At 56.0% G+C, this 26384-nt stretch carries 25 protein-coding genes; 8 read left to right on the top strand and 17 right to left on the bottom strand.

Annotation, left to right across the window (positions count from 1 at the left end; translation table 11 throughout):
• Positions 1-39: 39 nt before the first annotated feature.
• Positions 40-1917: a dihydroxy-acid dehydratase gene (gene ilvD / locus AC3CHX_RS12720; protein WP_488644360.1), complete on the bottom strand. Its 1878-nt coding sequence runs from the start codon at positions 1915-1917 to the stop codon at positions 40-42.
• Positions 1918-2242: 325 nt separating this feature from the next.
• Here ilvD and metC point away from each other — a divergent pair, with 325 nt between their 5' ends.
• Positions 2243-3493, top strand: coding sequence for a cystathionine beta-lyase (metC, locus tag AC3CHX_RS12715; protein ID WP_488644359.1), 1251 nt, complete (start codon positions 2243-2245; stop codon positions 3491-3493).
• A gap of 21 nt (positions 3494-3514) precedes the next feature.
• Here metC and AC3CHX_RS12710 read toward each other — a convergent pair whose 3' ends face one another.
• Entirely contained in the window at positions 3515-3982 is a 468-nt protein-coding gene (locus AC3CHX_RS12710) for an Lrp/AsnC family transcriptional regulator (RefSeq protein ID WP_488644358.1), read from the bottom strand.
• A gap of 298 nt (positions 3983-4280) precedes the next feature.
• On the opposite strand from AC3CHX_RS12710, the gene AC3CHX_RS12705 reads away from it, so the two are divergent.
• From AC3CHX_RS12705 to AC3CHX_RS12695, 3 genes are all read left to right on the top strand, one after another.
• On the top strand, positions 4281-6272 hold the full coding sequence (locus AC3CHX_RS12705) for an autotransporter outer membrane beta-barrel domain-containing protein (protein ID WP_488644357.1): 1992 nt from the start codon (positions 4281-4283) through the stop codon (positions 6270-6272).
• A 64-nt stretch (positions 6273-6336) separates the two neighbouring features.
• Entirely contained in the window at positions 6337-6588 is a 252-nt protein-coding gene (locus AC3CHX_RS12700; protein ID WP_488644356.1) for a hypothetical protein, read from the top strand.
• Positions 6548-7198, top strand: coding sequence for a HugZ family pyridoxamine 5'-phosphate oxidase (locus AC3CHX_RS12695; RefSeq protein ID WP_488644355.1), 651 nt, complete (start codon positions 6548-6550; stop codon positions 7196-7198). Before AC3CHX_RS12700 ends, AC3CHX_RS12695 begins: the two co-directional genes overlap by 41 nt.
• 31 nt (positions 7199-7229) lie before the next feature.
• On the opposite strand, the gene AC3CHX_RS12690 is transcribed toward AC3CHX_RS12695, so the two are convergent.
• The 3 genes from AC3CHX_RS12690 to AC3CHX_RS12680 form a co-directional block, all read right to left on the bottom strand.
• Entirely contained in the window at positions 7230-8228 is a 999-nt protein-coding gene (locus tag AC3CHX_RS12690) for a fused MFS/spermidine synthase (protein WP_488644354.1), read from the bottom strand.
• A gap of 325 nt (positions 8229-8553) precedes the next feature.
• On the bottom strand, positions 8554-8991 hold the full coding sequence (locus tag AC3CHX_RS12685) for a universal stress protein (RefSeq protein ID WP_488644353.1): 438 nt from the start codon (positions 8989-8991) through the stop codon (positions 8554-8556).
• A 274-nt stretch (positions 8992-9265) separates the two neighbouring features.
• Positions 9266-9466 carry a hypothetical protein gene (locus AC3CHX_RS12680; RefSeq protein WP_488644352.1) on the bottom strand — a complete coding sequence of 67 codons (201 nt, stop codon included), beginning with the start codon at positions 9464-9466 and terminating at the stop codon, positions 9266-9268.
• A gap of 537 nt (positions 9467-10003) precedes the next feature.
• Here AC3CHX_RS12680 and AC3CHX_RS12675 point away from each other — a divergent pair.
• From AC3CHX_RS12675 to AC3CHX_RS12665, 3 genes are all read left to right on the top strand, one after another.
• Complete coding sequence (locus AC3CHX_RS12675; RefSeq protein WP_488644351.1) at positions 10004-13801, top strand: Ig-like domain-containing protein; 3798 nt, start codon at positions 10004-10006, stop codon at positions 13799-13801.
• 435 nt (positions 13802-14236) lie between these two features.
• Positions 14237-14917 (top strand): hypothetical protein, encoded by a 681-nt coding sequence (locus AC3CHX_RS12670; RefSeq protein WP_488644350.1) that lies wholly within the window; start codon positions 14237-14239, stop codon positions 14915-14917.
• Between the two features lies 1 nt (position 14918).
• A complete protein-coding gene (locus AC3CHX_RS12665; protein WP_488644349.1) occupies positions 14919-15530 on the top strand; it encodes an RES family NAD+ phosphorylase in 612 nt (203 codons plus the stop codon).
• Positions 15531-15737: 207 nt separating this feature from the next.
• On the opposite strand, the gene AC3CHX_RS12660 is transcribed toward AC3CHX_RS12665, so the two are convergent.
• The 4 genes from AC3CHX_RS12660 to AC3CHX_RS12645 form a co-directional block, all read right to left on the bottom strand.
• Positions 15738-16283, bottom strand: a complete 546-nt coding sequence (locus tag AC3CHX_RS12660; protein WP_488644815.1) for a nucleotidyl transferase AbiEii/AbiGii toxin family protein — start codon at positions 16281-16283, stop codon at positions 15738-15740.
• Between the two features lie 130 nt (positions 16284-16413).
• Complete coding sequence (locus tag AC3CHX_RS12655; protein ID WP_488644348.1) at positions 16414-16890, bottom strand: helix-turn-helix domain-containing protein; 477 nt, start codon at positions 16888-16890, stop codon at positions 16414-16416.
• 224 nt (positions 16891-17114) lie between these two features.
• The gene (locus AC3CHX_RS12650) at positions 17115-17681 is read right to left on the bottom strand and encodes a phasin family protein (RefSeq protein WP_488644347.1); all 567 of its coding nucleotides are present in this window, start codon (positions 17679-17681) and stop codon (positions 17115-17117) included.
• A 91-nt stretch (positions 17682-17772) separates the two neighbouring features.
• Positions 17773-18384, bottom strand: coding sequence for a hypothetical protein (locus tag AC3CHX_RS12645; RefSeq protein WP_488644346.1), 612 nt, complete (start codon positions 18382-18384; stop codon positions 17773-17775).
• A gap of 359 nt (positions 18385-18743) precedes the next feature.
• Between AC3CHX_RS12645 and AC3CHX_RS12640 the strand changes: the two genes are divergently transcribed.
• Positions 18744-19124, top strand: coding sequence for an SPW repeat protein (locus tag AC3CHX_RS12640; protein ID WP_488644345.1), 381 nt, complete (start codon positions 18744-18746; stop codon positions 19122-19124).
• Between the two features lie 186 nt (positions 19125-19310).
• Here AC3CHX_RS12640 and msrA read toward each other — a convergent pair whose 3' ends face one another.
• The 8 genes from msrA to AC3CHX_RS12600 all read right to left on the bottom strand — a co-directional run bounded on the left by msrA (position 19311) and on the right by AC3CHX_RS12600 (position 26324).
• On the bottom strand, positions 19311-19982 hold the full coding sequence (gene msrA, locus AC3CHX_RS12635; RefSeq protein WP_488644814.1) for a peptide-methionine (S)-S-oxide reductase MsrA: 672 nt from the start codon (positions 19980-19982) through the stop codon (positions 19311-19313).
• Positions 19983-20137: 155 nt separating this feature from the next.
• On the bottom strand, positions 20138-20632 hold the full coding sequence (gene msrB / locus AC3CHX_RS12630) for a peptide-methionine (R)-S-oxide reductase MsrB (protein WP_488644344.1): 495 nt from the start codon (positions 20630-20632) through the stop codon (positions 20138-20140).
• A 311-nt stretch (positions 20633-20943) separates the two neighbouring features.
• A complete protein-coding gene (locus AC3CHX_RS12625) occupies positions 20944-21483 on the bottom strand; it encodes a hypothetical protein (RefSeq protein ID WP_488644343.1) in 540 nt (179 codons plus the stop codon).
• A gap of 103 nt (positions 21484-21586) precedes the next feature.
• Complete coding sequence (locus tag AC3CHX_RS12620) at positions 21587-21808, bottom strand: hypothetical protein (protein WP_488644342.1); 222 nt, start codon at positions 21806-21808, stop codon at positions 21587-21589.
• A 72-nt stretch (positions 21809-21880) separates the two neighbouring features.
• Positions 21881-22465 carry a BPSL1445 family SYLF domain-containing lipoprotein gene (locus AC3CHX_RS12615; RefSeq protein ID WP_488644341.1) on the bottom strand — a complete coding sequence of 195 codons (585 nt, stop codon included), beginning with the start codon at positions 22463-22465 and terminating at the stop codon, positions 21881-21883.
• Positions 22466-22754: 289 nt separating this feature from the next.
• Positions 22755-24044, bottom strand: a complete 1290-nt coding sequence (locus AC3CHX_RS12610; protein WP_488644340.1) for a dihydrolipoamide acetyltransferase family protein — start codon at positions 24042-24044, stop codon at positions 22755-22757.
• A 1-nt stretch (position 24045) separates the two neighbouring features.
• Entirely contained in the window at positions 24046-25071 is a 1026-nt protein-coding gene (locus AC3CHX_RS12605) for an alpha-ketoacid dehydrogenase subunit beta (RefSeq protein WP_488644339.1), read from the bottom strand.
• 20 nt (positions 25072-25091) lie between these two features.
• Positions 25092-26324: a thiamine pyrophosphate-dependent enzyme gene (locus tag AC3CHX_RS12600; RefSeq protein ID WP_488644338.1), complete on the bottom strand. Its 1233-nt coding sequence runs from the start codon at positions 26322-26324 to the stop codon at positions 25092-25094.
• Positions 26325-26384 lie beyond the last annotated feature (60 nt).

Genomic DNA, 26384 nt, shown 5'->3' with positions numbered 1-26384 from the left:
GGCGCGCTTTTTGCGATACGGCGTGAATCGCCGCTGGGTTTAACGCTTCAACTGGCTGATGTCACGCACCGCACCGCGATCCGCCGAAGTTGCCATCGCGGCATACGCTTGCAATGCCTGCGAGACATAACGTTGGCGGTTAACTGGCTTCCATGCATCTTTGCCCCTGGCGTCCATTGCGGCACGGCGCTGTGCTAGTGCATCGTCGCTGATGGCCAGGTGAATGCGCCGATTCGGGATGTCGATTTCGATGGTGTCGCCGTCTTCGACCAGGCCAATTGCGCCGCCTTCGGCTGCTTCCGGCGAAGCATGGCCGATGACCAGCCCGGACGAACCGCCGGAGAAACGACCGTCAGTAAACAGGGCGCACGATTTGCCCAGGCCTTTGGATTTGATGTACGAGGTTGGGTACAACATTTCTTGCATGCCGGGGCCGCCTTTCGGTCCTTCGTAGCGAATGATGATGGTGTCGCCAGCTTGTACCACGTCGCCCAGAATCGCTTCGACCGCCGCATCCTGGCTTTCGAATACGCGTGCCTTGCCGGTGAATTTGAGGATGCTTTCATCGACGCCGGCGGTTTTAACGATACAGCCGTTTTCTGCCAGATTACCGTATAACACCGCGAGTCCGCCGTCTTGCGAATAGGCGTGGGCTTTGTCGCGGATGCAACCGTTGCTGCGGTCCTTGTCCAGGCTGGCAAAGCGCTTCTCTTGCGAGAACGCGGTTTGTGTCGGGACGCCGCCAGGTGCGGCGCTAAACAGTTTGTGGACTGCCGGGTCCTGTGTTTGTGTGATGTCGTTGTTGGCGATTGCCTCCGCCAGGGTCTTGCTGTGGATGGTCGGACGGGTGGTGTCGAGCAAGCCTGCGCGTGCCAATTCACCAAGGATGCTGATGATGCCGCCGGCACGATGGACGTCTTCGATATGATATTTGTCGGTCATCGGCGCGACTTTGCATAAGCACGGTACGTGGCGCGAGATACGGTCGATGTCCGCCATCTTGAATTCGACTTCGGCTTCTTGCGCCGCCGCCAGCAGATGCAGCACGGTATTGGTCGAGCCGCCCATTGACACGTCGAGCGTCATGGCGTTTTCAAACGCGGCCTTGTTGGCGATGCTGCGTGGCAGGACAGAGTAGTCGTCCTGCTCGTAATGACGTTTCGCCAGTTCCACGATCAGGCGGCCGGCGCGCAAGAATAACTCCTTGCGATCCGCATGGGTGGCCAGGATCGTGCCGTTGCCGGGCAATGCCAGGCCCAGCGCTTCGGTCAGGCAATTCATCGAGTTGGCAGTGAACATGCCGGAGCAGGAGCCGCAGGTTGGACAGGCGGAGCGTTCGATTTCAGCGATGTCGGCATCGCTGACGGAACTGTCGCCGGCCTTGATCATCGCATCGACCAGATCGATCTTGACGATTTTCCGGGTGCCGGGTGCTTGACCCGGGATCACCGCTTCCAGCACTTTACCGGCTTCCATCGGACCACCGGAGACGAAGACGACGGGAATGTTCAGGCGCATCGCTGCCATCAACATGCCGGGGGTGATCTTGTCGCAGTTGGAAATGCACACCATCGCATCGGCGCAGTGGGCGTTGACCATGTATTCGACCGAGTCGGCAATCAGTTCGCGCGAAGGCAACGAGTACAGCATGCCGCCGTGACCCATCGCAATGCCATCATCGACCGCAATGGTGTTGAATTCCTTGGCGACGCCGCCCGCTGCTTCGATCTCGCGCGCGACCATCTGGCCCAGGTCTTTCAGATGGACGTGGCCCGGCACGAATTGGGTGAAGGAGTTGACCACGGCGACGATAGGCTTGTCGAAATCGCCGTCTTTCATGCCGGTGGCGCGCCAAAGAGCGCGGGCGCCGGCCATATTGCGGCCGTGGGTGGTGGTGCGTGAGCGATATTCGGGCATGACTTCAGTCTCCAGTGATCCAATAAGTACGGCTACAAACTGCTACAGGCTGCTAGAGTGCCTTGCCCCTATCGCGCTGTCAAATATATGATTTGTTAGTGATTAAGATGTTTTGCATATTAGTTGGTCTGGATAAGGTCTGACTCAAGCGGTTTTAGCCGAACTTTTAAGTTGATGGAAATAAATACTCTATTTATTTATACCATTGGTAAAAAATTCTAATTTTGTGGCAATAACAAGGATGTTTTGCAACTATTTTGCTGGCCAAGCACCTTAAAATTGATACTGGCAATGTCGCCCCGCAGGTCAGTTACGGAAAAAAGTCATGTCTTCAATTATCTCTTCAAGTACATTTTCAAACGTCGTCAGCGATGTGCCCGCTGATTTGACGGTTGATCTGCCTGCCAGGCAACACGCAGACACACAACTCATCCATGCCGGTCGCGAGCCTTCGCTGTTTGGCGGCATGGTGAATACCCCGGTTTTCCGTGGTTCGACCATCATGGCGAATAATCTGGATGATTGGGAAGCCGGGCGCCAGACCGACAATCCGATGGCCAAGTACGGCCGTTTTGGCACCCCGACCACGCGCTCGTTCGAGCAAGCCATCACCACGCTGGAAGGGGGCGATCACGCTTTGGTGTTTCCGTCCGGATTGTCGGCCTGTACCCATAGCATCATGGCCTTCGTTCAGGTTGGCGACCATGTGTTGATTACCGATAGCGCCTATGGCCCGACCCGCACCTTTGCCGAGCGCGTGTTGCGCCGTATGGGTGTAGAGGTGGAGTTTTTCGATCCGCTGATAGGTGGCGAGATCCGCCATCTGATGCGACAGAATACGCGGGTCGTATTTGTTGAATCGCCCGGCTCATGGACCTTCGAAGTACAGGATATTCCGGCGATTGCCGAAGAGGCGCACAAGGTCGGTGCTTACGTGCTGATGGATAATACCTGGGCTACGCCGCTGTATTTCAAGCCGTTCGAACACGGCGTCGATGTCTCGATCCACGCGGCGACCAAATACATTGTCGGCCACTCCGACGCATTATTGGGTGTTGCCAGCGCCAATCAGCGTTCCTGGCCGATTTTGAAGCAGGGCGCGCATGACTTCGGCCAGACCGCCGGGCCTGACGATATCTATCTGGCTTTACGCGGCATGCGCAGCATGGCGGTGCGCTTGCGTCAGCACTGGGATAGCGGCATGCAGCTGGCTGAATATCTGGGCACTCAGCCGCTGGTTGAGCGCGTATTGCATCCAGCGTTGCCATCCGATCCCGGGCATCAACTCTGGAAGAGGGATTTTCTCGGTGCCAGCGGCTTGTTCACGATTGAGTTGAAGCCAGTAGGCCGTCCGGCCCTGGCCAGCTTTTTCGATAGCCTGGAGTTGTTCGGTATCGGCTTGTCCTGGGGCGGCTATGAAAGTCTGGCACTGCCGATCGACAAACCGCCAACCCGGGTGGCATCGCGCAAGACTTATCAAAATCCACTGGTGCGCATTCACGTCGGCCTGGAAAATATCGACGATCTGAAGCGGGACATGGCCCGTGCATTTAAATGTATGGAACTGGCACGTTAATCGGCGCTTTTCGAGCTTGCCTCAATCAACGTCGGTATAGTCCAGCGGCAGCGCAGTGGTGTGTTTGATCTGCTCCATGGCGAAGCTGGCGTTGACATCGAACAGCGCATCCGATTGCGTCAGCTTCTGATACACCTTGTCATAGGCGGCGATATTCGGCACCACCACGCGCAGCAGGTAATCGATATTGCCGCTCATGCGGTAAAACTCGACCACTTCGGGAATCAGCTTCACCGTGGCGCTGAATTGTTCATACCAGGCCGCATTATGCTGATTGGTTTTGATCGATACGAAGACGGTCACGCCGACATTCAACTTGTTGGCATCCAGCAGCGCGACGCGGCGCAGCAGATAACCCTCCTCTTCCAGTTTCTGAATCCGCCGCCAGCACGGGGTCGATGACAGGTTCACCTTCTCGGCAATTTCGGCCACCGCTACGGTGGCATCTTCTTGCAGGATTGCCAGGATCTGTTTATCTATTTTGTCCATGTCGCTTATCTTTAGCTGATCTTGCGATTATTTGAAAAGGGCTCTCCGGCCAATTTCCGATGGGAAGACACAAGCTGCATTGTGGCCGCAATCAGGCACAATTTACATCATCTGATGATGTCGGGCCTGCATTTTTTGCTGATATTTAGTGAAAGATGTGGGGCGTTTGCGAACTCGCGTCAATTTTAAAATTAGATGTCGGGCTCTATGCTATCGCCTGACTCTGGATTGACATGGTGATTTCGATCGCAGACATTATGTGTGCGCAACACACATAATAATTTTGAGGAGACACCCTTTGTCGCGACCTTCATTTGTACGTACACGTACCGCTATATTCCTCGACACGCTGTTTCGCCCGTCGTTGCCGTCACCCATGACGCGCCGTACCTGCTGGCTGACAGTATCTGCCATCAGCGCAAGTCTGAGCATGGGTTTGGCCGGCAACGCCAGCGCCGCGGATTTTTCCAGCATGGTGTTTTTTGGCGATTCGTTAACCGACAGCGGTTACTTCAAAGGCATAGGGCAGCAGCCGTCGTTCACCACCAACCCCGATCCGGTCTGGGCGCAAATCCTGGCGCACGACTATGGCTTGAATGCGAATCCCGCAGCGGTATTGACGCCGACCGGTGTGCAGAATGCCGGCGGCACGAATTATGCGGTGGGTGGCGCACGCGTCAGTACCCAAAATGGTTACCCCAGCCCCGCAATCGCTCCCTTTGTACCGACAGTGTCGGCCCAGGTCAACGGCTATCTGGCAGCGAATGCACGACTGGATAGCAAAGGCCTGTATGGCATATGGGCCGGCGCCAACGACATTTTGGCGTACACGCAGCAGAATATCGCTGGCCTGTTGAACCCGGCGACGCAAGTTGCTACCGGGCAGAAGGTGGCCGGTTTGGTCGCGAGCGAAGCGGTGAATGTGGTCGGACTGATCGGTCAATTGCAACGCGCCGGAGCCGGCACCGTGTTGGTGCTGAATTTGCCCGATGTCGGGCGCACCCCGCTGGCGGCTTCGGAGCCGGCTGGCGTAGGCACCTTGTGGAGCGCTTCGGCGGGCGCGTTTAACGCTACGCTGAACGTCGGTTTGACCCAACTCGGTGGCAATGTAGTGGCATTGAATGCCTTTGGCTTACTCAGCGAAATCATCGCCAATCCAACTCCTTACGGCTTCAAGAATGTCACGACACCTGCGTGTACCTCGCTAGATGGCAGCGGTAATCTGACGTCGTCTTTGTGTACACGGGCCACCTTGGTTGAACCGAACGCCAATCAAACCTATCTGTTTGCCGACGGCATCCATCCAACCGGCGCCGGACATGCGATCATCGCCGAATACGCCATGTCGGTATTGCAGGCACCTTCCCAAATCGGCATGCTGGCCGAAGCGCCGCTGGCGACCGCACAGACCCAGTTACGTGCGATCGACAATCGCTTGCGCCTGACGCCAAGAGTTGGACAAGCCGAGGCCTATGCGGTATATGACAATACCCGGCGCAACCTGGATCGGAACGGCGGTAGCCAAGGGCTGGACGATTCGACCAACAGCGCCACGGTCGGCGTCGATTTCGCCATCAATCAAAACTGGCTGGTTGGCGCCGCCTTTGGTTATGGGGAAAACAAAGCGGATTTTGGCAGTAACAGCGGCGGCTTCAAACTCAACCAGGGAATGCTCTCGGCCTACACCCAATATCGTGACGGCGCATGGGCCGTCAACGCGTTAGGTATGGCAGGTTCGCTCGACTACAGCGACGTCAGCCGCAACATCACGCTGGGACAGGCGCTGCGCAGCGAACATGGTAGCACCCAAGGCCGTCAGTTGTTGTTGCGCGCCGGTGGTCAGTACGACTTCACACTAGGTATGCTTACCGCCAGTCCGGTCGCCAGCCTGACCTGGCAGCAGATCAAAGTCGACGGCTACGACGAAACCGGGAATGACAGCACCGCCATGCGTTTCGAAAACCAGACCCGCAACTCGCTGATTTCCAGTCTGGGCGTACAACTGACGTCGGTGCTGGCAGTCGGCCAATACACGCTGCAACCGTTCGCCAAACTGGCCTGGGAGAAAGAGTACAAGGACAATTCTCGCGACGTCCGTGCGCACGTGCTCGGCATGGGCGGAAGTTTTGGGTTGCCGGCTGATCAAGGACCGGACAGCACAACTCGGCTGGATCTTGGCGCGAGCATGGTGCTGGGGGCGGATTTCAACGTATTCGCCGGGTATAGCGGGCAGTTCGCCAGTGGCGGCAAAGCGCATTCTTTTCAGCTTGGGTTGAAGAAGGCCTTTTAGTGGGCTAGCGGACCTGGCGGATGGTGCGGAACCGACATAATGTAAAAAAACCGGTAATGAATATATGCATTACCGGTTTTTTTTTGCCTGCGATCGCATCGTCGATATTATGATTGAGGCAACGCGGCCGTTGAAATACCAGGGCGGCCTGAAAGCGAACCACTTGAAACAAGACATCGCTGCACGCGACGACCTGCAGATAGTTGTTGCAAACGGCCTTGTTAAAGGCGCAATATTCCATCTTGTACCAGTCACCCGAGGCAATCCGAGCGCATATGAAAATCAACTTCGATTCGGCGCTTCATTTAATGCATGAAGCCGCCTGGGGCAGCTTGGCAACGTACTCGATGCAGGTGCCTGGATATCCTTTTGCATCTATCTTGCCATTTGCGCCCGATGAGCAGCATTGCCCGCTGTTTCTCATCAGCAGCCTTGCCGAGCATACGCAAAATCTCGTGGCGGATTGCCGTGCAAGCTTTCTGGTGCATCGTCCAGGTGGGCAAAACGTGTTGATGGCCGAACGGATTTCGATAGTTGGCGATGTGCAACCCGTTATCCCGTCGCTGGACCTGATAGCGCGCTATCTTCGCTACCATCCGGATGCCGAGGAATATCTGGCGCTCGGGGACTTTTCTTTTTATCGAATGCTACCCGAGCGGGCGCGCTATGTGGCCGGATTCGGCCAGATGGGCTGGGTTGAAAAAGGGGAGTGGGCTGGGGCGGGAGTATTGTCGCCGGTCGATGAAGGGCTGCTGATTCAGGAACTCACCGAAGTGTATCCGGGTGCTGTCAGGATGCTCGGGATCGATTGCTACGGTTTCGATGTCGAGAAAAACGGCATACGCGAGCGCCAGAGGTTTCCTAAGGTGCCCATTGCAGTTGAGCAAATCGGCGAAGTGGTAAGACGGTTTCTTGCTGCCATGTGACGGCGAATGCTTGCTCCAGGTACGGGCCGGGCTATCCTGGCTCCGCAGAGGGCCGGGCCGTGTATGCAGCGGCACTATTTGGTTGGCGCTGCTGCAGAATGCTGTGTGCCGTGAAGTGTAACGCTAAGGAATGCCGTGCTTCAAGACTCCTGAGCCGCTCAACCAGGACCCGATCCGGGGCATCCAATAGATGTCCTTTGCACGCAAAGACAATCTTGTTGAGTGAATCCAAGGCGTCGACGACAATCACCGCGCCATCAAAACTATGCCGTATCCGGTCGAGATAGATTGTTGTTTCCGCTACATCCCCAAGTAAGTTGACTACCAGGATGCCGTCCTGTGCCAAGGCGCTATAGCAGCCGTCATAGAACGCTTTGCTGCATAACTGCGGCGGCTGGCCGTCCCTGTCAAAGCCATCCACCACCAGCACGTCAAACCTATCTGTCGCGCGCTGGACAAAGGCGGCGCCGTCGTCGCAATGCACCTGCAGGCGCGCATCGTCTGGTGGAATGCAGAACTGATCCCTTAAAGCGATCACCTCCGGGTCGTTCTCCACAACGACAATCGACGACAGTGGCAGGTGATGATAGCAATACTTTGGCATCGATCCGCCGCCCAAACCGATCATGGCGATTTTTCCAGGATCGGGATTGAACAATAAGAATCCCATCATGCTGAGCGTGTACCCCAACAAGAGCCGGTCGGGGGCGTCCAAAGACATTTCACTTTGCACCGCGCAAATATCAAAGAGTAGCGACACAGAATGCTTCTTTTTGAAAAGGAATGGCTTGCCGGCCGCAGCCAGCGCGGCCAAATCGTGGAAACCTTCCACATACCTGGTGATGTATCGCACTTTCGGCGGCAGGTTTTCAGCAACCAGCAAAGACTCGATGTAGTCGCGCATGCGCGGCATGAGATGCGGCGGCGGAAGCGCGATACGCTGAGCCGCGACAAGACGTGCCAAGCCAACGGTAATCTGAAGGTCGAACAGGATCGGTGGACGTGAGACGCGTATCTTGCGGTAGAGCATGTGGGTATTATCCAATCATCATTTTTGTTGCCAGCAGTACTTTGGTCGTCTGTCACATCGGCAGAATAGCGGTAGATAGGCAGTTCTTGCGCTGCTTGACCAAGATATTCGGCACCTTACCACCCTGGGCTGGTTCCGAACAGAGTGCACAACGTGATTGCCGGCATCGTGGCCTTACCGCTGTGGCGCTGTGCTTGCGGTGGGTGCAGCGCATGGGCATCACCCGGCTACAGATCCGGCAAAAAAGCGAATCGGAAAATGCAAATGCGAGCGGCGCGTGCGATGCAGACGCGCCGGGCTGTTCCCGTGTATTGCCCGGCAATAACTAGCGATACACCAGCACTGCTATCTTGCTATGGGCTAATACTTTTTGGGTTTCGCTACTGATCCACAGGCCTTTCACACCTTTCTTGCCATGAGATGCCATCGTGATCAGGTCACAGCCCTTTTCTTCGGCGATTCTGATAATTTCCTCATAAGGATGATCGCTGGTCACATGCGTTGTCTCACAGGTAACACCCATCTTTTCAGCGGCGATTTCAATTGCCGCAAGATATCTTTCCGTGCATTGCAAGCTTTCTTTTGCGAATTGCTCTTTGGACTCCGCCAACAATCCAGCTGAATAATTAAATAAATGATATGTCGGAATGACATGCAGACCTGTCACTTTGGCGTTGAGACTTTTCGCTAGCTGCATGCAGTTTTGAATGGCCTGTACGGATGATGGCATGCCATCCGTTGGTAGCAAAATATGCGTATACATTTTTTACTCCTCAGATTGTCGAATGGTCCCCTTACTAAAGAGTATTGTGTTTTTGAGAAATAACTAGTGATTTCTCAGCGGCGCCATGATGTTGGTTTACGGGACTGCATGCGGGTCGAATCAAGATTGTACGGCGCCCGGGTTTGCCACAAGCCGGTACTGGCTTTGCCGCAAACATGGTGAATACCTCAAGGATATTGATTTTCATTGCCGCCTGCCCGCCAACTGCTTCGGGGTGCTGGAGAGCCGCGGCCGATCAAACTGTGCACATTGCTTATGTGTCAGGTGTTGCCTCGACCGGCATCACTTCGCGAAAACGACACCAGATATCGACTAGTTGCGGGCTCAGTGCGATGGCTCTCTCTTGTGCACCAGGGACGCCATGGAGAACATCTTGAATCGCTTCCTCGTACAAAGTGTCTAATTCGCGAAACATGAGGTGGGCCTCATAGGTTATTTCCCATTGCGCCAGCATGACGACCTCCGTTGTATCTTGAAGGACCGCGCCATGAAAGGCGCTCGATCCGGTTCCACATAAGAATGTTACGCGCGCTGCCGGATGGTCGCAAGATGCCGCTTTCCCTTTCCATACCCCACGACTCGCTAGTCAACATGCTTGGTCAATCTCGCCAGCGGGTCATCCGGTTTCACGCGACGGTTACCGCGGTTGGCGATTTGCGCGACGCAATAAGAATACGGGAGTTCAACACATAGGACTACTACGCAATCATCCGCATTGGCAAGGATAAATATCCTTATTCGGAAAAAACATCGCGTGGTTACAGATTTTTCCTACATGTTCTCGAATTCGCTGTCTCTAGAATATTTTCAGTCGTCACCCGAGTCGCCTTATCTGGCGGGGGTGGCTTCCAACGGCGCTCGACATTCTCGCCTACGGGAGAAAGGCTATCGCGGCGGCTCGTTTAAAAGATTCCGGCATGGCCTGTCGCGCAAATAGCACCACCTCATAGAAATATCCCCACATTCATCTTGTCAGGAAAAAGAAAGCCCCATGAAAATCAAGCAATATCACTGGCTAAGGCCCGTCATCAATATCCAGATTGCCGCGCAGATCGCCGCGGCGCTGTTGCCGTTTTACACCAGCGGCGCGCATGCGGTTGACACTAAAGCAGAAGTTGCAGAAGTTAAAACCACCAGCACTGCCGACGCACAAAATCAGAAACTCCGGCAAAACATCGCCGAGCAGTTCTCTACCCTCGGCAGCGGCGCTGCCTCCGGCAACCTCGCCGGCGCCGTCGGTCAACAAGTCACCGGCGGCGTCACGCGAGCCGCCGAAGAATGGTTAAAACGTTTCGGTACCGCCCGTGTCGATCTGAACGCCACCGACAAATTCACTATCGACAGCGGCGCGATCGATCTGCTCGTGCCGGTCGCAGACAGTGACACCCGTCTGCTGTTTACCCAGATCGGCATACGCAAGAAAGATGCGCAGATCACCGGCAACGTCGGCCTCGGCCAACGGCACTTCAGCGGCGACTGGATGTTCGGCTACAACGCCTTCTACGATCAGAATCTCAGCCGCGGCCACCAGCGCGTCGGCATCGGCGGCGAAGCCTGGCGCGACTATCTCAAGTTGTCCGCCAACGCCTATCTGCGGCTGTCCGACTGGAAAGCCTCGCCCGATGTCATCGATTTCAATGAACGTCCCGCCGACGGCTTCGACCTGCGCGCAGAAGCCTGGCTGCCCGCCATGCCCAGCCTGGGCGGCAAGCTGATGGTTGAACAGTATTTCGGCAACGATGTCGGTCTGGCCGGGATCGCCAACCGTCGGAGCAACCCCAGGGCGGTGACGCTCGGGGTGAACTACACGCCGATTCCGATGCTGACCGTCGGCCTCGATCACAAACGCGGGGGTGGCAGCAATGACACAAGCGTCGGCCTGCAACTCAATTACGCCCTCGGCCAGTCCTGGGCCAGCCAGACGGACAGGTCCAAGGTCGCCCGGCGCCGCAGCATCTCCGGCAGCCGTTACGACCTGGTCGAACGCAACAACAATATCGTCCTCGAATACCGTAAACGGCAGCCGGTGAAACTGCAACTGCCGAAGGAAATCGTCGGCAAGAGCAATGCAACCATTGCGCTCGCTTACACCGTTGAAGCCAGGAATGGCTTGCGACGCATAGACTGGCAATATGCCGAACTGGCCGCCGCCGGCGGCGTCGTCACCGAGTTGGGCAATCACCAGTTCCAGCTCACGCTGCCGGCTTATCAGGCGACCGGTAGCAACGTTTATCCATTGAGCGGTGTGGCAATCGGCAACAAGGGGAACACCGGCACGGCATCCAGCAGCATCCGTGTCAATGCGCCTGGCGCCAGCGCCGGCAACAGCGCAGTCACGGCCACCCCGGCGACCGTCCCGGCCGATGGCAAGAGCACATCCATCGTCAAGATAGAACTACGCGACGAAGACAACAACGCGATCTCCGGCATGGCGGCCGATCTGAAGGCGCCCCTGACCGAAACCCTGCAAGTCAGCCAGCCAGCCGCCCTGAGCAGCCTGCCGGTCCAGCCCGCAACGATTTCTGCGCTACAGGAAACCTCTGCCGGCATCTATGAAGCCATCGTCACCGCAGGTACCCGTGCCGGCAGTATCCAGGTCGCCCCCGTCTTCAGAGACGTCGCCCTGACAGCGGTCACTATCGCAGAAGGCGCCGACATCGGCACCGCCCATATCGCCGATGCTGCGCTGCAAGTCACGCTGGATAACAGCATTGCCAACGGGCTTGCCGCCAACCAGGCCAGCGCCACCGTCACCGACGCAGGGGGCAATCCATTGGCAGGCGTGCCCGTCACCTTTACCCTCAGCGGTTCAGCCAAGATAGCCGCCGGTTCGTCATTGACGCCAAGCACCGACGCCAAAGGCATGGTCGCCATTGGCGTCACCGATATCGCGGCAGAAAGCGTGACAGTGACAGCTACTTTAGCCAATGGGAACAATGCCAGCGTCGCGATGCAATTTGTGACCGATGCGGGTTCTGGGCACATCGGCAGCGGCGACCTGACCGTAGATAAAACCACGGTCATTGCCAACAACACCGATGCCGCAACGTTTACCGCGATCGTCAAGGACGCCAACGGCAATCCGGTGCCGAATATCAGCGTCAACTGGACCTCCGACCGCGGCAACCTGTCCGCCGCCAGCAGCGGCACCGACGCCAACGGCCGCGCCACGATCAGCTTAACCGGCACTGTGGTCGGTGTCGCCCAGGTGAAGGCCCAGATCGGTACGGGCGCAGCAGTGGAGGCCCCGGTCGTGACTTTCACGTCGGATAGCGGCAGCGCCGGCATCGGCAGCGGCGACCTGAGCGTGGATAAAACCACGGTCATTGCCAATAACACCGATGCCGCGACCTTCACCGCGATCGTCAAGGATGCCAAGGGTAATCCGGTACAGAACCTCAGCGTCAGCTGGACCACCAACCGCGGCAATCTGTCCGCCGCCAGCAGCACTACCGACGCCAGCGGCCTTGCCACGATCAGCTTGACCGGCACTGTGGTCGGTGCCGCCCAAGTGAAGGCTAAGGTCGGTAGAAAAGCAGTGAAGGCACCGGTCGTGAACTTCACCTCGGATAGCGGCAGCGCCGGTATCGACGACAGCGACCTGACGGTGAATAAAACTACGGTCATTGCGAATAACACCGATGCGGCAATTTTCACGGCAATCGTCAAGGACGCCAACGGTAATCTTGTGCCGAACCTCAGCGTCACCTGGACCACCGACCGCGGTAGCCTGTCCGCCGCAAGCAGCAACACCGACACTAAAGGACGCGCCACGATCAGCTTGACCGGCAGCATCGCCGGTGCCGCGCAAGTGCTGGCTCAGGTCAGCACGAGCGCAGCAGTGAAGGCACCGGTCGTGAATTTCACGCCGGATAGCGGCAGCGCCGGTATCCGCAGCGGCGACCTGACCGTGGATAAGACCACTGTCATTGCCAACAACACTGATGCCGCAACTTTTACCGCAATCGTCAAGGACGCAAACGGCAATCCGGTGCAGGACATCAGCGTCAGCTGGACCACTGACCGCGGCAAGCTGTCCGCCGCCGCCAGCAACACCGACGCCAACGGCCGCACCACGATCAGCTTAACTGGCACTGACACCGGCACCGCCCAGGTGATGGCCCAGGTCAATACAAAGGTGGTCAATATGGGCACTGCAGTGAAAGCCCCCGTGGTGAATTTCGTCCCCGCTGCGACCGTCACAGCGATTGCTTCGGCAAAAGGCAAGATCACCGGAACCGGAGCGGAATACAGTACTGTGACTGCTACCGTAGCTGATGCGCAAGGTCGTCCGGTTGCTGGGACTACGGTCAACTGGGCAACGGATCTGGGTAGCTTGAGTAGCGCAACGTCTGTTACCGATGCTGCCGGCAAGGCAACGGTCCACTTCACTGCCGTTTTGGTAGCAACATCGAACCGAACTGCGTATGTAACGGCGGCAATCAATGGCAGCAACAGAACCAGTGCGATTCAAGTGCGCGCGGTGATTCAGGCTGGCCGCAAGTATTACTGGACCATGCAGAGCGATCACGACACCAATAATGAAGCGACGGCAAATACGAATTGCAGTAACTATGGTGGAGGTAATGCCGCCAATAAGGACGATCTGTGGGCATTTGCATCTGTGGGTGCAGACTTCGCAAGAATGTCGGTTACCGGTGAGTATGTGGATCACTGGTGGAGGCTTGCGGGACAATGGGGATGGCTCTTTGGTGATTTCCATTCTGAAGGACTTCCTGTCGGGTGGACTACCATTCTTGAAGGTAATGGGTATGTCTGCGTAAGGTAGTTGGATGGTATTGTGACGATTGAAGTGGTTTGTCTGTAAGGTGGAATTGAAGTATTCCCCGCATTAACACATGCGGCATCGGCGTGTGCCGATGCCGCAACCCGTTAAGTCACTTTCCGTTATTTTTTTGTCCGTTTCCGTACCAAGCATCGTGCGAAGGACATCATGAAGCGGCTCGCGATAAATTAGTGTGAATTGGTGAGATAAATGCAATCACAGATAATTCGAGGCCACAATTTGGTTGACATAGTTGACATGGTTGACATGGTTGACATGGTTGACATGGTTGACATGGTTGACATGGTTGACGAAATGCCGTCTTGATGTACACTTGTCAGAAATTGGATAGGAGTCATTATGTCTACCTCTAACACAAAGAAAACACCAGCTATGCCCCCGCAAGGGCGGCGTTCGCCACGTGCGCAGCATTCCGCAATGCAGGTTGTTGGCAAGAAAAAGGCAGATGTGAAGTCTGTACACATTGTCGGCATTCAAGGACGCGCCAGTTTGGGGCAAGGGTATTTAATCATCAAGATGGATCCAAATATGGTACCGGGCGAAGGCAAAGGCGCGAAATGGACGGCGAAAGCGTTGCTCGATACTTCGGTACCTGAGATACCTTTGGCCGTTGTGCGGCGATTACTCGCGAAATTCGCGGAAGGACCCGAGCACAAGCGCTTGCCTGCGAAGCGTGCTCAGTCGACTAAAAGTGGGGTTGCCGAAAATCAGGAATTCTTGACCGGTCTCGCCGATCAAGCAGTGGCTGCGCGAGCGAAACACGTACGTGATGGCACGTTATTGACGCCGGATGAGGTTTTGCATCGTCTTGATATCACAAGACAAGCGGTGAGCAAAGCGGTCCGGGACAAGCGTATGTTTTGGGTTGACGGTCCTGCTGGAAAGCATTTGTATCCGGCATTTTTTACCGACCCAAAGTATGTTCGACGAGACGTTGAGAAAGTGTCGCAGGCGCTCGGTGATCTACCGGGCCCCAGCAAATGGCAATTTTTCACAACCGGCAAAGGTTCGTTGGGTGGCAGGACACCGCTGGTTGCGCTCGCCAAAGGCGACATCGATAGTGTACTTGTGGCCGCGGCCGGCTTCCGCGAGCGGTGACTTGGCGGCCGAGGCACTTGGACTGCCGCCATCTAATCTTGCTACCGATAAATTGCCTTCTAAGCGTTGTGATCCTGCGAAACTGTTCAGAGTATCGAGCCATAACACAGGAGAACCATACTTTGGTAACACTGGTGCGAATCGATTTGACGCACCTGGTTCTGCTGCTGGTTCTGCCGAATTTTCCGCATGTTATCTGGGTTTTAAGTTGGTAGTAGCGATTGCGGAATCTGTTTTGCACGACGAGGTGCCATCTGGTGGTAAGTTTAGTATTGCGCAGACCGTTCTTGACAGTAAATATGTCCTACGGTTTGAAGGTTCTGATTTGCATCTCGCCGACCTGACCGGCGCTAATTTGAAGCGCCTCGGAGGACATGCGGATTTGTCAGGCACCTGCGACTACCTGACGACTCAGCGATGGTCTCTTGCGGTCTATCGGAACACTCACAATTACGATGGGTTCGTCTACATGTCTCGTCATCTAAATACGGAAAAGGCAGTCACACTGTTTGATCGGGCAAACTCAAAAATTCAAATGACTTCTGCCACGAATCTGGTGGCATATCCAGGATTTGCTGCAGCCGCCAGAATGCTTGGCATCGTTGGGATCTGAGTCAGACCTCGACTCCACCGATACGCCGCCCATCTATTGGCTTTAGAAGCCTTTACAACGAAAACGATTGAAACAGTCTAAGAGAAAAATCATGGGTGCATCCATCTCACAGCACGCCGAAATCGACGCTGATACAGCGGGAACTCGCCGACAAGGAAAGATAGAAAATAAATCCTGAATAAAATCAGTATGTACAGTCACTTTCCGTTATTTTTTGTCCGTTTCCGTATCAAGCATCGTGCGAAGGACATCACGTAACGTTGCGCAGGCTTCGTCGAACGTGGGGTGGAAATTCAGTGCATCGACGGCTCCGAACTGCTTTCTCAGTGGCACATATCTGTCGTCCAGTTGCTGAAAAATCGCGTCGGCATGACGGGTCATGAAGCCGGCGTCAGACATCAATGCATCCAGCTCATTGGCTGCTATCAGCGCGAAGTCGAAGATATCGCGCCCGGTAATACGGTCGCCTCGGTGCCACATTTTTTTTGCAATAATTTCCACAGAGGTTTCCACACGTATCTGGTGCCCCATGATTGTCTGAAATTCAAAGCCGGGCGTGGTCAAATTAGGCGCCGCAACAAAATCGATTTCGCCTTCGGGCAAATACAATTTTACGTAGCCGGCCGCTTCCACATAATCGCTGGTGATCGATTCAGCAACCTCGTTCAATCGAGGTGTGACAAAGCCTAGCGACTGAGGATCAGGGACGAAGATATCGATATCTTTACTGAGTCGATGTCCGTACCGCAACATCAAAACTGTGCCACCCCGAATATCCAGAACGGATCGTCGCGACCATATTTGGCAATTTCATCCATTATTCTCCAAGCTTGGGAGAACAATTTCTTCCAAGTTTTCGGGAGGCTAACCTTGGTATTTTTCATTACCAGACCGTCCGACATACTTTCCATTCCATAGCCCAATGGCTGAGGTGCTTCATAATTTTCTTAGGAGGTGTTTCAGGCGTAGACGCTTCGGTAACTGCCTTGACAACCACGGGCAATGGCGTCTCGTCCAGAAGCGCCATCAAATGCGGATGAAAGCGCTCGGGGGCGACGCCGGAGCGCAGCATTTCGGACAGCATGTCTGGCGTAAGCACATCCTTGTAGCTGGTGCTGATGCTACGCGCTGCGACCGCCAGTGCGCTCTCTACGCCATGCGAGGGCAGTACCGCCATATCGATGCCGAGAACATCCAGAACAACTTTCAATTTTGAGTAACCAAGATCCTTTAGTGCCCCATTCTCCAGCTGGTTTATGGTGACACGAGACAATCCGGCGAACTTGGCCACATGCTCCTGCAGCAATCCTGCCTGGAGTCGCTTGGCGTGAACTTCGCGACCGATTTTGGTCAGGTCCATAGTGCAAGCATGCTCAATTCCAAGGTCGCTTGCAACGGGTGCCGGTATTACGCATGAGTTCGTCCTAAACCCGCATTGTTCACGGGCTTGATTTGTTGTCATTTCTATTTAGAACCCGAATCGACACGTCGTTCCGCCGACGCGTATCCGGGTTTTGAGTCTGTAACCCAAACCCCACCGGCTTTTACCGGCGGTTGTTTAGTGAACATGTGCTGAGGGACGAATCAATGCGTAGTGCTGCCAGTTTGATTGTTGTGCTTTTTGCGCGACGCCTGATGTGCAGCGGCAGCCAATTGATCGTCCACAACAGTGGCGGCCTCGTCACGCGTCTTCTTCACGAATTCATCTCCTGCGTTAACCATCCCCATCACGGATTTCAGGATATTCACGATCTGTTCGGCAGCGGCCGGCACATTTTTAGTTAACTCGGTCAGCAGTGCCGTTCCATTGCGGTTCGCCTCAGCGATTTTTTCCGCCGCTGCCTTACTGCATTCGGTCTGTATGGCGGACGCAATGCGGGTCGCCTCGCTACCGTAAAAGATGGTGTTTTGACTGTCCCGTTTCAGGTGTGCGGCACTCGCCAGGAAAAATTCCTGTGGATTTTGTGCGTGCAAGAGTTCTTTGGCGGTAGCCGTGGACTCTGCCAGAGCAGCCTTGACGGCATCCATGTTTAGCCTGGTCAGCTCTTCCAGGCGTTCGAATACCTTGTCGCCCAGGGCAGCGGTGATAGCATGTTGGGTTTCCGCATTGGCTTTTACGGCGGACGTAAGTTGTTCTGAGATGGTGGGCATGGACTTCTCCTTAAAGGGTAAAAGACGATATAAAAATTCAAGGCGCTCAGGCTATGCAACCACCTGTCACGTAATTTTGCATGGGCGCTAATCAGCTCGCATAAGCGTCGCCACCTACAACCAGCGACATGAGGGGATCGGACAGCGCGAGGATGCCTGCGCCTGTCTTGCTTGCATCGGCGCGACTGGTTTGTCGGCGCGCTTTATGTTCGGTATCCATTGACAGAAACTTGGCTCCCATGGCAAACCACTCGTCGCTCGCTATAACGCGTTGCGCTAACGGCAATAACTCTTTTTCTTCCTTAGCGAGCCGCTCAAGCAGATTGTTGCAATAGAGTTCAATTGACGAATATAACTCGCCCATTTCCATCGGTTTTTGCGCCAAGGCCAGTCGTACCCACTCTTTCACTGACGCAAGTATCCGCCGCCCCATGGCATTTGACGATTCCAGTTCGGCCAGTAGCGGATCCGCTTCCTTGGTTGCTTTCTTAACGGCAGGGATGACGTACAACTCGACTTTACGTGTGCGACAAGACGCATCCAGTTTTGCAAACTGCTCTCCGACAGATGCCAGAGTCGCCGAGTCAAGATGCTGTTTGTTCGTGGAACTGAGTTGAAGTAATTGTTGTGCTGCGGACAAGAGGTTATGCAGCCTCTTTTGTTCCATTGAAAGGCTGAGAAAAGCATAAGTGGTTGTAAGCATATCGTCTCCTAGGTTGCACGCCACCCCCGAGCAATAGCGGGATGTAACAGGTTCAGAGAATGTCAACGTATCCGTGGGTAGGATCGGTTGAAATTTGAAGTGAGATAAAAATTATAGGGCGGGAAAAATCAAATCGCAAGCTGGCCGATGTACTTGATGGTGAAAAAATGTTGTGTAGGCGGCCATCCTGACGGCACCGGAATAATCGTAGTCCAGCCTGCCGAAAGGGCGAAGCCATCCTGAATTGCTCTGACAAACCGTAAATTGTTCCAGAGTAATTCCGAAGCTCCCACCATGGAACATTTTCATTCCCGGCCAATCTAAAGCTATTCAATCTGATTGAATAAGAGGGAATGAATATGGACACGAAAATAAGCTTTAAGCGCTGGCAAGACTGGGGGAACTTGCTGCTCGGTGCCTGGCTGTTTATTTCTCCCTGGGCCATGCAGTATCAGTCTGAAATGCCGAGTGCGGCTTGGAATGCCCATGTGTTAGGGGCGGCGATTGTGATCTTTGCGGCATTTGCCGTGTATATGCCGAGAGTATGGGAAGAGGGACTCAACACGCTATTCGGGATCTGGATGATTATCTCGCCATGGGTGTTGCAGTTTGCCTCCGTTAGAAGCGTGACCACGAACGCGATCATTGTTGGCCTCTTGGTTGCTGCCTTTGCTGTTTGGGCGATGGTGCACGATAAAACTGTCGAAAAATGGCTGCATGACCATCATGTGGTGCACTGATGGCATGCATTTAACGATGAGTGTCGATGGCGTGACTATTTAACGCGCCTGGCTTGTGTACATTCAAGTAAGCGGAGCCGGATGAATCGAGAGATTCACTGAGGCGGGTCGGTCGCGTGCAAGATTTTCGTGATTAGGCTTTTGAACTGGCAGATCCTGTGCCATCGAAGACACGCTCCGCCAGCGTCATTTTCGAATAGTGACCTTTGCTGAAGCCTGTGCTGCTACCAGCACAGGGACTTCCCGATACAGTTCCGGAAGTGTGCTTTTCAGATTGGCGATTTTCGGTAGATCGTATCGCGCGATGTAGCCCGACTCCGGATGCAAGGTGGCGTAATCCTGATGATAGGCTTCCGCCGGATAGAAGCCATTCAACGGACTCAACTGCGTCACGATTTTTCCTGGAAACACATGCGCCGCGTCCAACTGCGCAATGTAGCGTTCGGCCACCTGTTTCTGGTTGGCGTCCCGGTAGAAAACGGCCGACCGGTACTGTGTTCCCGAGTCAGGGTATTGTTGATTGAGTTGCGTCGGGTCGTGCGCCACGGAAAAATAAATTTGCAGCAGTTTTCCGTAAGAAATCTGCTTGGGGTCGAAGGTGATTTCCACTGACTCTGCATGTCCTGTATTGCCGGAACTCACGCGCTCGTAGTCGGCGGTCTCCCGTTTGCCTCCGGTATACCCTGATACCGCCTGCAACACGCCTTTAGTGTGCTGGAACACGGCTTGCATGCCCCAAAAGCACCCGCCCGCAAGAACCACTTTCTCTTGGGCACCCTGGGTGCCGGCGCTTATGTCAACTGCCGGTGGCGGGATTTTGACGGCGCGCTCGGCGGCTACGCTATTGGTGAACTGCATGCTGGCAGCAGCCAACAGCAATGTCCCGCCAAGCAGGAACAGCTTGCCGCTTGTCAGAGAGTGCCATTTTTTTGAAAAACCATTGCTTTCGAATGTCATGTTGTCGCTCCAGGTCGCATAGCGTCGTTTCAGATGCGTTTGCAGATGTTTACGGATTAGGTTTTGGGAACAAAGATCATTGCAGTACCGTTCATGCAATAGCGCAGGCCGGTGGGTGGCGGTCCATCGTCGAACACGTGGCCGAGATGACCACCGCATCGGCGGCAACGCACTTCGTCGCGCGTCATGCCTAATGTGGTGTCGGTCGACTTCTCTACTGCCTTGTCCAGAGGCTTCCAGAAGCTCGGCCACCCAGTGCCGCTGTCGAACTTGGTCTGAGAGGAAAAGAGCGGCAGCCTGCAACCTGCGCAAAGGTACACGCCGGTTCTCTTTTCATGATCGAGCGGATTGGAAAACGGCCGCTCGGTTCCTGCTTGCCGCAATACATCGTATTGTTGCGAAGTCAGCAGTTTTCGCCATTCGGCATCGGTATGCATGACTTCATAGGATTCAGCTGCACGCACGTCGGGACTGAAAAGCCCTCCGCGCAGCGCGAACATGCCGCCGGCAAAAGCCGTAAAACCGCGTAAAAGTTGTCTCCGATTGCACATGGCAGGTACCTTTTGCTGTTGACCAGGCTGGATTGTTGATGTTTAGTCGCCGTCGCGAGGGAATCCTTACAGGCCAGCGCGTCGCGCCAAACGCGTCAGTATTTGCACAAGCGCTGCGCCAATAGTCGCGAGCCAGCCCTAGAAGTTTATTCTAGCGCTGATTTCGAGGGAGGGTGATCCGCCACCATGTCAGGACATTCGCATGGCGGGCGTCCAAGAGTCTGTTCAAGTCAGGCGTAAACCCAGGAGGATGAGGTTGGCGGATTGGCGTTCAGCCCAGCGGCCGCTTTCCTCCTGAGCCCGGCAGGACACTAGCTGGCCGGCCAAACAAAGACCATTGAACGAGCGCTGCCTTTGGCCGGCACTTGCGCGGTTTTTGTCTGCGCACTGCCACCGACTTCCGCACGAATGCTATAGGTGCCCGCACGCGGAAATTTGACCAGCAGTATCGGGCCGGAACATGTCGTTTGCAATGTCGCTTTGCCGCTCTTGTCCGAAATATCCAGTTTGACATCCGCTAAATAGCTGCCATCCCGTGTGGCAAAGGTCGACATCAGGTCATATTTTTTGGCTGCGCGTTTCATGTAGGCGGATTCATCCGAACCGACGCCGCCGCACAAATAGGTAAAGCCATTTTCGGATTTGGGGTGTGCGCGGATCGCAGAGGAGGGCGGCTGTGTCTTGGGTGGCGATTCAGGTGGCGTTTGAGGCTGAATTGGCGGTTGCAACTGTGGTTGTATTTCAGCCGGTAATTCAGGCGGAGCCGGGGCCAGAGGAGCCTGGGTCGGAGATTGCGCGAATGCAGAAGAAGACAGGCTGAAAATCATCAGCAGGATATTGGTCGCTTTCATTGGTAAAGCCTCCTGAAAATTCTTGTCTGTCGTAGCACTACCCAATCATCAAAAACGGCGTTCCGGTTGTTCATCCGGACTCTTCTGCATAGCGGTAATCGCATTAATACGCTGCACCAGGTGGCTTGGCAGTGTCTGCGCTGGTGGCGGGAGCGGTTTCGGTTGTCGTACTTGCCGGCGGCGTAGCGGGAGGCAGAGTCGGTGCGGCTTGGGTTGCCGGGGCTTGCATCGGTGCCGCTGGAGGCGGCGTCTGATCCGCTTTCTTGCATCCGGCCAGGATCGTACCAGCCATAGCTGCTGAGATAAGCAGATGTTTGATTAACATATAAGCTCCATAGCGATGGCGGCACGGTGGTACTGGACAAACCTAGCCACGCAATCGATTTCGCAGCGCAGATCAGATATTCAGACGCGATACCTTCGTGCCTTCCAGCGTCAGGTTCGCCATCAGGCCGCTGTTGGTCAATACGAATGCCAGCACCGCCGCGGTTGCCGAGTTGGTGTCGATGTTGCCGTTAGCGCCGATCTTCAGTACCGCGACCGATGCATCGCCGCCGACCGCCCAGCCTTCGCGCTTGCGGAACTTGTCGAGCGAGTCTTGCGTCATGAACAGGAAGATGAGCGCCTTTGACTGGGCGCCGATCTGCAATCCAATCGACGCGGACGCAGTGCTGTAGTAGCCTGCCGTCGCATTATCAGTGCGCAACGCTCCTTCGCCATATTGGCCGCCGATCCAGAGGCCGGCTGCGATGACAGATGGAAACACCAGCACGCCGCGCGCCTTTGCTACCAGTTCACGCGACCCCGGTGCGGCCGTGTACAGGCGCGCCAGGGTAGTGTCAATGCCGGTATCGATATCATGGCGACGCTTGCCCCGGTCTGCATTCGCGTCGGATGTCGTGGTGGTCGTACAGCCTATGACTGTCAAACCGGTGGCCGCAAGCGATGCGGCCGTCTTCAGCATGAAATCACGTCTGTACATAATGACCTCCATCGGGTTAGCCGGAAAAAGCAGGTTTCGAACGTGTGCTGTACTGAGTATCGTCGCCTGCTCCAAACACGCTATGTCAGCGAATACGCTGCATTTATCGAGTATCGGTACGCGCTTTGGTTTTTGCTGCGGCAAAGGTAGTTTGCATTGTCTTTTAAAAGTGTAGATTATATAAATTGATTTACAAGACATATTGCCGCAAGTACACGAACGTGCTGGCGTAATGCCTGGGCCTATGAAAGAGCTGGCTTGGGCATGCCGGGCGTATCGCAGGCATCACTCACTCCATGAACAATGTTGCCGGGCATTCCAGGTAGCCGCGCAGCGCCTGTATGAACTCGGCCGCGTGCATGCCGTCAACTACCCGGTGATCGAACGACGACGACAAATTCATCATCTGTCGCGGCACTACCGCACCGGCGCGGATCATCGGCCGCAAGACCATGCGGTTGACACCGACAATCGCTACTTCAGGATGGTTGATCACTGGCGTGGAGGCAATCCCGCCCAACGCTCCCAGACTGGTAATGGTAATGGTCGAGCCCGAGAGCTCATCGCGGACCGCTTTGCCGCTGCGCGCGGCTTCGGCCAGACGCATCACCTCAGTCGCGCTCGACCACAGGTCGCGCGCCTCCGCATGCCGCAGCACCGGCACCATCAAGCCGGCATCCGTCTGGGTGGCAATGCCGATATGGACCGCGCCGTGGCGCGTAACGATGCCGGCATCGTCGTCGAAACGGGCATTGATCTGCGGAAATTCGCGTACCGCAAGCACCATCGCCCGCAACAGCAAGGGAAGCAAGGTCAGGTGGACACGCTCCGTTCCCCATTTGTGGTTCAGGCGCATGCGCAACGCTTCCAATTCTGTCATGTCGACTTCTTCGACATAGGTAAAGTGCGGAATGCGGCGCTTGGACTCCTGCATCTTCTGCGCTATCTTGCGGCGCAGTCCGGTGATTGGCAGCGTTTCTTCGTCATGCCGCTCCTGATAGCGCCTCCCGCCCTCGGTTGCGCCGGGCTGACTTGCGCCGCGGGCGACATAGGCATCCAGGTCTTGTTGCATGATGCGGCCCCCCGCACCGCTGCCTTGCACGTCCTGCAGTGCAACACCCAGTTCCCAGGCACGGCGGCGCAGCGCCGGCGACGCGATGGGTTTTTCGCCGGGCGGCTGCGCTGGAGATGCGGCGTGCGCCGCCGGCGTATTGTTTGGCGCGGGAATATTCCCGGGTGTGGGCGCAGCCGCTGTGACAGGCGTAGATGCAGCCGTCGGCGGCGCGGCTGGCGTGAAGGAGGAAACCGTCGCGTCGCTGGCGTCTGCATTGCCTTTGCCGGCGACTTCAATGCGTATCAGCTCAGCCCCTACCGCCATCATCTGGCCGGCCTTGCCGCCAAGCGCCAGCACCTTGCCTTCTACCGGTGACGGGATCTCGAGGGTGGCTTTGTCGGTCATCACATCGGCCAGCACCTGATCCTCGCTCACGACGTCGCCCGGCTGCACACGCCACAACACCAGTTCGACTTCTGCAATGCCTTCGCCGATATCCGGCATCTTGATTACATGAATACCCATGTCATGCCTCCATCGAACGTTTGAATGCCGCCGCCACCCGTGCCGGTCCGGGGAAGTAGGCCCACTCCTGTGCGTGCGGATAAGGCGTGTCCCAGCCGGTCACGCGCTCGATCGGCGCCTCGAGATGATAGAAGCAATGCTCTTGCACCAGCGCCGTCAGCTCGGCCCCGAAGCCGCTGCTGCGGGTTGCTTCATGCACCACCACGCAGCGGCCGGTCTTTTTGACCGAGGCAACGATGGTCGCCAGATCCAGCGGCCACAAGCTGCGTAAATCAATGATTTCAGCATCGATCCCGCTCTCCTGTGCCGCGGCCTCCGACACGAAAACCATGGTGCCGTAGGTGAGTACGGTCAGATCGGCGCCGGCACGAAATACCGACGCAGTCTCCAGCGGCACCGTGTAATAGCCCTCGGGGACCTCGCCCAGCGGATGGCCGGACCACGGCACCACCGGTTTGTCGGGGTGGCCATCAAACGGCCCGTTATACAGGCGCTTGGGCTCGAGAAAGATGACCGGGTCGTCGTTTTCGATCGAGGCGATCAACAGGCCCTTGGCGTCGTATGGGTTGGACGGCATCACTGTGCGCAGTCCGCAGACGTGCGTAAACAACGCTTCCGGACTTTGGCTGTGGGTCTGGCCGCCGTAAATACCGCCACCGCAGGGCATGCGAATCGTGATCGGCGCGGTGAAATCTCCGACCGAGCGAAAGCGCAGCCGTGCCGCTTCGGAAACAATCTGGTCGTAGCCGGGATAGATGTAGTCGGCGAACTGGATTTCGATTACCGGCCGCAAGCCATACGCCCCCATGCCGACCGCGACCCCGACAATACCGCCTTCGGAGATCGGTGTATCGAACACGCGTGAGGTACCGTATTTTTTCTGCAAGCCTTCGGTGCAGCGGAACACTCCGCCGAAATAACCCACATCCTGGCCGAACACGACCACATTGTCATTGCGCTCCAGCATCACATCCATCGCTGACTGCAAGGCCTGGATCATGGTCATGGGCCTCTTTTTTTCATTCATGTTTTTATCCGCGCTCATGGTCAGATCCCAAGCTGCCGGCGTTGTATGCGCAAATGTTCGGGCATGTCTTTGTAGACATCCTCGAACATCTCGGCAGGACTGAAAACATGACCGTTGGTCATGGTGCCGTATTGCTCGGCCTCCTTCTGTGCGGCAATCACTTGTGTCTCCAGTTCCTTTTGGGTGTCGTCATGCTCCTGTTCGGACCACGCGCCGATACCGATCAGATACTGCTTGAGTCGTGCGATCGGGTCGCCGAGCGGAAAGTGCGCCCAGTCGTCGGCGGGACGATACTTGGACGGATCGTCCGAGGTCGAGTGCGGACCGGCGCGATAGGTGATCCATTCGATCAGGGTCGGCCCCAGGTTGCTGCGCGCGCGTTCGCTGGCCCATTTCGACGCGGCGTAGGCGGCCAGGAAGTCGTTGCCGTCAACCCGCAGCGAGGCGATGCCGCAGCCCACCCCGCGCGCTGCAAAGGTGGTGTTCTCGCCGCCGGCGATGGTCTGGAAGGTCGAGATAGCCCACTGGTTGTTGACCACATTCAGAATGACCGGCGCCCGATACACATGGGCAAACGTCAGCGCCGTATCGAAATCGGCCTCGGCGGTAGCGCCATCGCCAATCCAGGCCGAGGCAATCTTGGTGTCGCCCTTGATGGCACAAGCCATTCCCCAGCCTACCGCCTGAATGTACTGGGTCGCCAGATTGCCGGAGATCGAGAAGAAGCCTGCCTCGCGCATCGAATACATCACCGGCAACTGCCGTCCTTTAAGCGGGTCGCGCTCGTTCGACATTAGCTGGCAGATCAAATTCACCAGCGGCACCTCGCGCGCCATCAGGATGCTTTGCTGGCGATAGGTTGGAAAACACATGTCGTCGATATTGAGCGCAAGCGCCTGGGCAGTCCCGATCGCCTCTTCGCCCAGGCTCTGCATGTAAAAAGAAATCTTTTTTTGGCGCTGCGCGATCAGCATGCGGGCATCGAAGATGCGCGTTTTCATCATGGCGCGCAGCCCGGCGCGCACGGTTTGCGGTGCGATCTCCGGTACCCACGGCCCTACGGCGCGACCTTCTTCATCCAGGACCCGTACAAGCGAGTAGGCAAGATCGCGGGTATCAATCGGTAACACCTGCACCGGAGGTTTGCGCACCTCGCCGGCGCCCGATAGCCGCAAATAAGAGAAGTCAGTCGGATGACCCGGACGCCCGCTGGGCTCCGGCACATGCAGACGAAGGGGTTCGTTCTGGCTCATTCGCATTACTCCTCGCTCGATGGTTCTGACGCGTTAAGTGGTGTGAGTACGATTCAGCTA

Source organism: Glaciimonas sp. OK215, from assembly GCF_057787885.1.
This window is presented reverse-complemented; position numbering and strand designations above follow the sequence as displayed.

Coding starts and splice junctions, on each gene's coding strand:
- ilvD (WP_488644360.1), bottom strand. CDS start 1,917: ATGCCCGAATATCGCTCACGCACCACCACCCACGGCCGCAATATGGCC.
- metC (WP_488644359.1), top strand. CDS start 2,243: ATGTCTTCAATTATCTCTTCAAGTACATTTTCAAACGTCGTCAGCGAT.
- AC3CHX_RS12710 (WP_488644358.1), bottom strand. CDS start 3,982: ATGGACAAAATAGATAAACAGATCCTGGCAATCCTGCAAGAAGATGCC.
- AC3CHX_RS12700 (WP_488644356.1), top strand. CDS start 6,337: ATGCATTACCGGTTTTTTTTTGCCTGCGATCGCATCGTCGATATTATG.
- AC3CHX_RS12695 (WP_488644355.1), top strand. CDS start 6,548: ATGAAAATCAACTTCGATTCGGCGCTTCATTTAATGCATGAAGCCGCC.
- AC3CHX_RS12690 (WP_488644354.1), bottom strand. CDS start 8,228: ATGCTCTACCGCAAGATACGCGTCTCACGTCCACCGATCCTGTTCGAC.
- AC3CHX_RS12685 (WP_488644353.1), bottom strand. CDS start 8,991: ATGTATACGCATATTTTGCTACCAACGGATGGCATGCCATCATCCGTA.
- AC3CHX_RS12680 (WP_488644352.1), bottom strand. CDS start 9,466: ATGCTGGCGCAATGGGAAATAACCTATGAGGCCCACCTCATGTTTCGC.
- AC3CHX_RS12675 (WP_488644351.1), top strand. CDS start 10,004: ATGAAAATCAAGCAATATCACTGGCTAAGGCCCGTCATCAATATCCAG.
- AC3CHX_RS12670 (WP_488644350.1), top strand. CDS start 14,237: ATGCAGGTTGTTGGCAAGAAAAAGGCAGATGTGAAGTCTGTACACATT.
- AC3CHX_RS12660 (WP_488644815.1), bottom strand. CDS start 16,283: ATGTTGCGGTACGGACATCGACTCAGTAAAGATATCGATATCTTCGTC.
- AC3CHX_RS12655 (WP_488644348.1), bottom strand. CDS start 16,890: ATGGACCTGACCAAAATCGGTCGCGAAGTTCACGCCAAGCGACTCCAG.
- AC3CHX_RS12650 (WP_488644347.1), bottom strand. CDS start 17,681: ATGCCCACCATCTCAGAACAACTTACGTCCGCCGTAAAAGCCAATGCG.
- AC3CHX_RS12645 (WP_488644346.1), bottom strand. CDS start 18,384: ATGCTTACAACCACTTATGCTTTTCTCAGCCTTTCAATGGAACAAAAG.
- AC3CHX_RS12640 (WP_488644345.1), top strand. CDS start 18,744: ATGGACACGAAAATAAGCTTTAAGCGCTGGCAAGACTGGGGGAACTTG.
- msrA (WP_488644814.1), bottom strand. CDS start 19,982: ATGCAGTTCACCAATAGCGTAGCCGCCGAGCGCGCCGTCAAAATCCCG.
- msrB (WP_488644344.1), bottom strand. CDS start 20,632: ATGTGCAATCGGAGACAACTTTTACGCGGTTTTACGGCTTTTGCCGGC.
- AC3CHX_RS12625 (WP_488644343.1), bottom strand. CDS start 21,483: ATGAAAGCGACCAATATCCTGCTGATGATTTTCAGCCTGTCTTCTTCT.
- AC3CHX_RS12620 (WP_488644342.1), bottom strand. CDS start 21,808: ATGTTAATCAAACATCTGCTTATCTCAGCAGCTATGGCTGGTACGATC.
- AC3CHX_RS12615 (WP_488644341.1), bottom strand. CDS start 22,465: ATGTACAGACGTGATTTCATGCTGAAGACGGCCGCATCGCTTGCGGCC.
- AC3CHX_RS12610 (WP_488644340.1), bottom strand. CDS start 24,044: ATGGGTATTCATGTAATCAAGATGCCGGATATCGGCGAAGGCATTGCA.
- AC3CHX_RS12605 (WP_488644339.1), bottom strand. CDS start 25,071: ATGAATGAAAAAAAGAGGCCCATGACCATGATCCAGGCCTTGCAGTCA.
- AC3CHX_RS12600 (WP_488644338.1), bottom strand. CDS start 26,324: ATGAGCCAGAACGAACCCCTTCGTCTGCATGTGCCGGAGCCCAGCGGG.